Origin of the sequence: Leptolyngbya sp. BC1307 (genome assembly GCF_002286735.1) — a bacterium.
In the GTDB taxonomy this organism is placed as follows: Bacteria; Cyanobacteriota; Cyanobacteriia; order Phormidesmidales; family Phormidesmidaceae; genus Phormidesmis.
The window spans coordinates 1-696 of sequence record NZ_NRTA01000188.1; the positions used below are offsets into that span (position 1 = coordinate 1).

Here is a 696-nt window from a genome sequence, read left to right on the forward strand (position 1 = left end):
AGCTCGACTTTATCCGTTAAGCCGCATAGCAAAGCAAGTCAGACCAGGCGTTGAATAGAGTCCGAGGGACTTCAACCATCTCGGTGTCAAGCCGTGACGATTGAAAAGTCCGCAGATGCCAAAGTTGTTGTCTGACCAGGGCTAGCGCGTCCGCAAAGGTTGGCAGCGTTTTCTGATACCAAGCGGCTTTGGGCAGCCCAAAAGGCTGGTGTAATTGCTGCTGATGTGCGAGCAGGGTGACAATGGAGAACAACGCCAGCAATGCCGGTGTCGTACGAGCGATGGCTAAGGGTGACCACTGCCTTTGTGTTTCAACCCCAAGCTGAGCGCGAACTTCCTGAAAGGTGACCTCGACCTGCCAGCGCCAGCGAAACCAAGTCAGGATTTGTTCAGGAGTGGCTGCTAGGTCGGTGCAGAGCAGGGCTTGGGTCTCAAAGCGTCCCATTGGGTCTCGCAGCAGTACCCATCGAATCGGCACAGGCGGCATGCCCGTCTTGTACCAGAGCGCGGTGGCAGAGGCGACTTGGAGCGGGTAGTCGCTCAGTCCATACCAGTTGGCAAGGACGAGCGTTTGCCAGGGAGTATAGGGGTTATCGACCAGTGGCATGAGGCCGGGTAACCGCTGGCCCACCTGGCGCGGTCGGCCCATCTGGTGAGGTTGCCGAGGCGGTGCCGGGCGATAGAGCTGAGCATCTA

The 696-nt window shown here is 58.2% G+C and carries 1 pseudogene; it reads right to left on the minus strand.

The window, feature by feature from the left end:
- Positions 1-16: 16 nt before the first annotated feature.
- Positions 17-696: pseudogene (locus tag CKL79_RS22715) on the minus strand (hypothetical protein); the annotation flags it as partial.